This is a genomic window from Arthrobacter sp. SAFR-023 (assembly GCF_051965295.1).
Lineage (GTDB): Bacteria > Actinomycetota > Actinomycetes > Actinomycetales > Micrococcaceae > Arthrobacter.
The window spans coordinates 413,216-420,272 of sequence record NZ_JBQCMF010000002.1 but is presented as its reverse complement, the minus strand read 5'-3'; the positions used below and the strand labels follow the sequence as shown (position 1 = coordinate 420,272).

The window sequence follows — 7,057 nt, the reverse complement described above, 5'->3', positions numbered from 1 at the left end:
TTGCCGAGGTTGACGTCGACCAGGGCGGTGGCGTCGGCGGCGGGAACGACGGTGTCCGTTCCCGACACGGTGGTGTTGCCGAGGTTGACGTCGACCAGGGCGGTGGCGTCGGCGGCGGGAACGACGGTGTCCGTTCCCGACACGGTGGTGTTTCCGAGGTTGACGTCGACCAGGGCGGTGGCGTCGGCGGCGGGAACGACGGTGTCCGTTCCGGGTGCCGCGTTGCCGAGGTTGACGTCGACCAGGGCGGTGGCGTCGGCGGCGGGAACGACGGTGCCGGTTCCCGTCGTCGTGTTTCCGAGGTTGACGTCGACCGCGGCTGCTACGTCAGCGGCGGGAACAGTGGTGCCCGTTCCCGTCACTGCGGTATTACCGAGGTTGACGTCTGCGGCAGCTGCCACAGTGGCTGCGGGAGCAGTCGGGGCGGCATCCGCCGTCGTGTTGCCGAGGCTAATGTCTACAACCGCGGTGGCGTCAGCCACCGGAGCAACCGTCCCCGTTCCGGTGCCACCGAGATTGACGTCGACCAGGGCGGTGGCGGCTGGTGCCACGGCGGCAGTGTTGCCGTTCGGGGTACCGGTGTTGAGATCGAGGTCGGCATTGACGCTGACCGCGGAAGAATTCGACGGCGCTGGGCCACCCAGCAGACCCAGCGACGTCGAAGCATTGAGGTCCGCCGAGGCGGTTTCAGACGCGATATTGACCGCGCCTGTGGCAGTGGTATCCGCGCTCGCCGCGGTTGCGCCGAGGGCCAATAGCCCTCCGGCAAAGAGGGTGCCTAATAGGCCCCTGCGAACTGTCTGGTGCATTGTAATATCTCCTGAAAAGTTGTTGTCAGGTGCTCAGGGCAACCTGATTGGCCGTGTGTCTGCCGCAGGGAGGCAGAAGGGGCCCAACTAGTCAGGAGAGGAGCCGGGGCTGATGGCCACCGGCGAAGGAACATGCTGAAGGGGGCCGCTGACAGGGACAAAGCCCATGAGCGGCAGGTATTCAAAGGGGCTGTTCAGCCAGGCGGCCGAAGCGGAAGGGCCGCCGGATGACGTGCCGCTTCCCGAGCCTGAGGCCGGAGCCGGAAGCAGCGCGTCCGGTGAGGGGGTGCGGTCTTCACCGGATGGCGAGTTTCCGCCGGCAGGAACCTTTGGAGCCGCCCCCGGGTCTGCGGCCTTCGGCGCAACCGTGTGGCTGAAATGAGCCGGTGATCCGACGGCCGGATGGACAGGCAGCGCGGACACCAGAGAAGGCCCGGCGGCGAGGCCAAGCGGGGCCTCTGCACTTGCGGGAATTGGCCTGATTTCGGCGAGCTCAACTCCGGGGAGCCGCTCTGGAACCGCTACAAGGCCCGCCACGACGTCCGTGACGCGTGCAGTGACAGGTGCCGTCAGAGGTGGCGCCTGAGTGAGCACGTCAGTGACCGGAAGCTCGACAGGGAGGGCATCAGTCACCGGGCTCACGGCGTCGGTTACTGGTTTCACGACCTCGGCTACTGGTTTAACTGCCTCGGCCACCGGTTTCGCGATAGTTTCGGCCGCGTCCGTGAGCGCCTCATCAGCAACGGAGGCTACGGGGCCGGTGACTCCAGCCAGGGTGTCATCAGGAAGTGTCTCGCCCAGAGGCAGTCCGCCGAGAGCGGCGTCAACGGGCTCCACAATGGATGCCACAACCGGCGCAACGACGGCGGCGGGTGGCGCTGGCGTGGAAGGAACGGGAGTCACAGGTGGAGGAGCAACCGCCGGAGGCTGTTCGGCCGGCGCCGGCGTAACCGTAGCGGGCAAGGATGCCGGGAGGGCTGCCGGGTCGGCGGCCGGAAGCGGCAGGGGAACTACGGCCGGCGCGGGCTGAGCAGCGGTGCCGGCTTCACGCGCTGTCGCGGAGACCAGCGCGCCAACGGTTCCAGCCACGCTGTCCGTACTGCCTTCGACGGACGAGACCGTCGAGGAAATGCTGCCGCCAAGCGAATCAGTGAGGTGTGAATTGTCGGCGTCGGCGGCCGGGGCGGATACCGCCAGCCAGGCCGCTGCAGCCGCGCCAGCCAAAAGCACCGGGCGCAAAGGGCGCAGCGTAGACCACGACAAAGCCGCAATGGTCATGCTTAACACCCCCAGGTCCATCGAGTGAATCGACGATCGACTACAGCCTAAGCCTGCTCCAAAGTGAGAGTCCAGACCCGGGAGAATAATTCTTTCGATTTGATGAAGGGCCGCAAGGGCTCCTCAGTGGGCATCGTTCGGATACGCGACACCTAGCTGGGCGCGCACGCCATCGAACAGCCGCATCGTATTAAGGGAGTCCTCCAGCGGCATGACCGGGCTCTCGGTGAGACCTTGCTGGACGCACCGCGTCACTTCACGAAGCTCGTACGTGTAGCCCCGGCCCATCACCTCGAAGTGTTCCGCTCGCGGCGGCTCCTGCCCGATCCCCACCACCAGTTTTTTGGGGTTATTGATGGAGCCGAGTGTCTGCAGGTACCCCAGGCTGCCTGCTACCGTTGCGGCGCGGGGGCCATGGGCCAGCAGGGACGAGGTGAGCTGTGCCTGGGCGCCGTGGTGGTAACCCAGCGTGAGCGCATTCTGGGCGTCCACGCCGTCGTCGTTCAAAGTGCCCATGGCACTGACCGTCTGCGGGAAACCCAGGGTGCCGAGGGCCCACAGCAGCGGGTAGACGGTGAGGTCCAGGAGGGCGCCGCCGCCGTCCTGGACGGCCCAGAGCCGGGCGGTGGGAGAGTAAGGCGCCGGGAAGCCGAGGTCCGCCGTGACCCACTGGACGGTTCCGAGTTCGCCGGAATGCGCGATCTCGAAGGCCCTCTGCATGCTGGGCAGGAAGCGGCTCCACACGGCCTCCATCAGGAACAGCTTCTTCTCGCGGGCCACCTCGATCAGCTCGGCCGCCTCACGGGCGTTGATGGTGAAGGCCTTTTCGCAGAGCACATGCTTGCCCGCCCGCAGCGCAGCGAGCACCACCCGGTGGTGCTGGGCGTGCGGGGTGGCCACGTACACCACATCCACAGTGTCGTCGGCGAGGAGCCGCTCGTAGCCGTGCTGTCCGCCGTCGTCCCCGTACCCCACGGCAAAACCGAATTCGGCTGCAAAAGCGTCCGCGGTGTGCTGGGTGCGGGAGCTGACGGCGTAGAGTTCCGCGTCCTCCAGCAGCGCCAGGTCCTGCGACACCAGGGAAGCGATCCGACCCGTGGCAATGACACCCCAGCGCAGCCGGCGGCCTGTGGCGGCAAGGGGATCCTGGTTGGACTGGCTGAAGAGCCACGGCTTGGCGATCGGCGAGGTCATGACGCCATCCTCTCACCCGAGTGCGGGAGCGTTGGGTCAAACCCCGGGAAAAGTGAGGAAGGATCGCGTCAAAACCTGCGAAAGGTGAGGAAGGATCGGGGGGAAACGTGCGAAAGGTGAGGGAGGGTTTTCGGCCCGCCCCCACCATTCCGTTCGTCTGCGACGCTCCAGCTACGCCGCCGCCGCTGCCTGCCTAGACTGCCGCCGGCTCAGCAGCGCGGCCGCGGACGGGCTCCTCCGTCAGCCTGCCCTGCTGCAGCCGGAACCGGCGGTCCGTCTTGTTGGCGAGCGTGCGGTCGTGCGTGACCACCAGGATGGTGGTGTTGTGGTCGCGGCTGAGGGAGCTGAGCAGTTCGATGATGTGCTCGCCGGTCTGCTCATCGAGGTTGCCCGTGGGCTCGTCGGCGAGGATCAGCTTGGGTTCGTTGGCGAGGGCCCGGGCAACCGCCACCCGCTGCTGCTCGCCGCCGGAGAGCCGGTTGATCCGCCGGCCCTGCTTGTCCGGGTCGAGCTGCACCTGCTCCAGCAGCGCCCGTGCCCGCTCTGCCCGGACGGACTTCCGCACCCCGGCGAACTCCATGGGCAGCATGACGTTGTCCAGCGCGGACAGGTTGGGGACAAGGTTGAACTGCTGGAACACGAACCCGATGTCGCGGCGCCGGTATTCAGTCAGCTTGCCGTCCGGCATGCCTGCCAGGCTCACGCCGTTGACGACGACGTCTCCGCTGGTGGGCTTGTCCAAGGCACCCAGGAGGGACAGGAGAGTGCTCTTGCCGCTGCCGCTCTTGCCCACGATGGACGCCAGCGTGCCCTGCGCCAGTTCGAAGCTGACACCGTTGACCGGTTTGATGGTGCGATCGCCGGACTTGAACGTGCGGACCAGATCCTTGACTTCAATCATGGCTATTCTCCTCGGAGGACTTCGATGGGGCGGATGCGGGCGGTGAGCAGGGCGGGAACCAGCGCGCCGATGATGGCGACGCCGAACACTGCCGCGATGCCGGCGGCAAGGATGCCGGGGGAGACGCTGGCGGTGACGGAGGTCAGCAGCTGGGAGGCGCCGCCGAACGGGCCGCCCTGGCCGCCGGGAACCCCTGCGCCGGGGAATCCGCCGGCCGCCCCGGCGAACCCGCCGCCGCGCTGGCCGGAGGGGGCCGCCGTCGCGCTGGTGCTGGAGCTGACCAGTGCGGAGGCGATGCCGCCGCTGGCGAAGGAGGCGACGACGGCGCCCACCACGCTGCCGAGGGCCACCAGAACCAGGGCCTCGAGCACGAACTGCAGGCCAACGGTGCGGTTCGGTGCGCCGATGGCCTTGAGGACACCGATTTCGCGGCGGCGCTCGCGGACCAGCATGACCATGATCAGCAGGATGATCAGCCCCGCGGTACCGAGTGCGGCGATGAACGCCACCATGGAGATGTTCTTGACGCTGTCCAGGGATGTGACGGCGGTTTCGAGGTTGCGCTGGCCCTGGGTGACGTCGGCCTTGTCGGTGCCCAGCGCGTCCTGCAGTGCGGTCTTGGCGGTGTCCACGTTCTCCATGCTGTTGACCGTGACGATCATCGTGGACAGCTCGCCGGGCAGCTCGGCCAGGGTCTGGGCTGTGGGGAGCGTGACGTAGAGGGCGTTGTTGCCGAATGTGGTGCCGGCGTCGAACAGGCCGGCGACGGTGAAGGTCTTGCTGTTGATGGTGAAGGTGGAGCCCACCTTGAGGTTGTTCTTTTCGGCAAGGGTGGCGCCGAGGAGCGCCTTGGTGGACTCGGCCGTGTAGTTGCCCAGGCCGGTGCCCGAGGTCAGTTCCAGCGCCTTGCCGGTGCTGTCCACCTCTGCGCCGGTTCCGGTCGCGGTGATGGGAAGGGACCGCGCCGGCTGGGTAGTTGCGGTGCTGCCGCCGGTCCCTGTAGTCCCGGTGGTGCCTGTGGTTCCGGTGCTGTCCTGGTTGCGCGCGCCGAGCGTTCCGGCGTCGACTGCGGCGGTGAGGCTGGTGGTCAGCGTGGTGGTGGCCTGGCCGCCGGGGCCGCCCTGCCCGCCGCCCGGACCGGCCTGGGTGCCGGCTGCCGCCTGCGCGGCGGCTTCGGTCGCGTTGCGCAGCCGCAGTGCCTTGGTTCCGACGACCGCGGTCACGTTCGGGACGTCGGCCGCGGTCGCAGCTTGCTCGGCGGTGAGCGGCTCGCCGCCGCCTTCGAAGCCCTGGCCGCCGGCCGGGTTCACCGTCAGCACGGTCCCCACCGAAGCGTTCAGCTCCTGGACTTTGGCGCCGACGGCCTGGTTGGCCACGAGCATGGCCAAAGCCAGGCCGATGGCGACCGCCAACACGGCCACAACCGCGGCCGTTCGGACCTTGTTTCTAAACGCATTGCCTACACTTCGGGCGAGGACGCTCACTGCACTCCTTGGGATCACATGCCGGGGGATTGGCCGGCTTCGGATCCCACACTGGTGCCCGCTGCTGTGCGCGAAACGGGCCGAACCTATGTTTGCGCTGTGAAGCCGGGAGCGCGAAAGTGAGGGAGCCTCGGGTCAAAGGTTGCAGGAAGTGATCGAGCTTCACGTGGCAGCGCAAGAGCCCCGGCCCTCCTTTGTGAACTGGTCACTTGCGGGGGAGCCGGGGCTCTGTGGCGTCTGTGTCGGTGTTACTTGGTGATCGGGCCGAGTACCGGATCGTCCACGTAGGCCGTCTTGACGTTTTCCTTGGTTACGATGACCGGCTCCAGCAGGTAGGCCGGAACGGTCTTGACCTTGTTGTTGTAGGACTTGTCGTCGTTGATCTCAGGCTTCTTGCCGGCCTGGATGTCCTTGACCATGACGATCGCGTGCTCAACGAGCTTGCGGGTGTCCTTGTTGATGGTGGAGTACTGCTCGCCGGCCATGATGGATTTGACCGATTCAACCTCGGAGTCCTGGCCGGTGATGACTGGCGTCGGCTTGCCGGCACCCTTGACCGCGGTCAGGACAGCACGGGCCAGGGTGTCGTTCGGGGACAGGACGCCGTCCAGCGAAGCGCTGCCGTAGCTGCCGGTCAGGAGCGTGTCTGCACGGCGCTGGGCGTTTTCTGCCTTCCAGCCCTGGGTCACAGCCTGTCCGAAGGACTTCTGTCCGGAGACCACCTTGAGCGTGCCGTCGTCGATCTTCGGCTGCAGGACGCTCATGGCGCCGTCGAAGAAGACCTTGGCGTTGGCATCGTCAGGGGAACCGGCGAAGAGCTCGATGTTGTACGGGCCCTGCGGCTTCTTGGCCTGCATGCCTTCCAGCAGTGCCTTGCCCTGCAGTTCGCCGACCTTGAAGTTGTCGTAGGCCACGTAGTAGTCCACGTTCTCGGTGTTCAGCAGCAGCCGGTCGTAGGCGATGATGGTGGCGCCGGCGTCCTTGGCCTGCTTCAGCTGGGTACCCAGCTGCGCGCCGTCGATCGCGCCGACGACGATGACCTTGGCGCCCTTGGTGATCATGGCGCTGATCTGGTTCTGCTGCTCCGAAACGCCGCCGTTGGCAAACTGGACGTCCGCTTTGAAGCCCGCCTCCTTGAGGCCGTCGTTGAACAGCTTCTCCGCCAGGACCCAGTTTTCACTGGTCTTCTGGGGAAGTGCGACGCCGATCGAGGAATCCTTGGGGAATGCCTCGCCGCCCGCAGTGCCAGCGCCCGTTGTGCCGGTGTCGGAACGGCCGCAGGCTGTCAGCGCCAGTGCCGCAATGGCAGCGACTGCTGCCGCCTTTCCTGCTTTACCAATCATTCGCATTTGTTCGGTTCACTTTCTATAGGGGTGGGAAATGCATCCGGG

Annotated in this window: 5 protein-coding genes and 1 pseudogene; all 6 read right to left on the bottom strand. The window is 66.7% G+C overall.

Going from position 1 to position 7,057, the window contains the following annotated elements; all coding sequences use genetic code 11:
• A pseudogene (locus ACTHQX_RS04070) lies at nucleotides 1-809 on the bottom strand (hypothetical protein); the annotation flags it as partial.
• Nucleotides 810-896: 87 nt separating this feature from the next.
• On the bottom strand, nucleotides 897-2,087 hold the full coding sequence (locus ACTHQX_RS04065) for a hypothetical protein (RefSeq protein WP_440155784.1): 1,191 nt from the start codon (nucleotides 2,085-2,087) through the stop codon (nucleotides 897-899).
• 123 nt (nucleotides 2,088-2,210) lie between these two features.
• Nucleotides 2,211-3,281 (bottom strand): Gfo/Idh/MocA family protein, encoded by a 1,071-nt coding sequence (locus ACTHQX_RS04060; RefSeq protein WP_236807613.1) that lies wholly within the window; start codon nucleotides 3,279-3,281, stop codon nucleotides 2,211-2,213.
• 193 nt (nucleotides 3,282-3,474) lie between these two features.
• Entirely contained in the window at nucleotides 3,475-4,182 is a 708-nt protein-coding gene (locus ACTHQX_RS04055) for an ABC transporter ATP-binding protein (protein WP_236807614.1), read from the bottom strand.
• A 2-nt stretch (nucleotides 4,183-4,184) separates the two neighbouring features.
• Entirely contained in the window at nucleotides 4,185-5,666 is a 1,482-nt protein-coding gene (locus ACTHQX_RS04050; RefSeq protein WP_236807615.1) for an ABC transporter permease, read from the bottom strand.
• 248 nt (nucleotides 5,667-5,914) lie between these two features.
• Complete coding sequence (locus ACTHQX_RS04045; RefSeq protein WP_102970605.1) at nucleotides 5,915-7,015, bottom strand: substrate-binding domain-containing protein; 1,101 nt, start codon at nucleotides 7,013-7,015, stop codon at nucleotides 5,915-5,917.
• Nucleotides 7,016-7,057 lie beyond the last annotated feature (42 nt).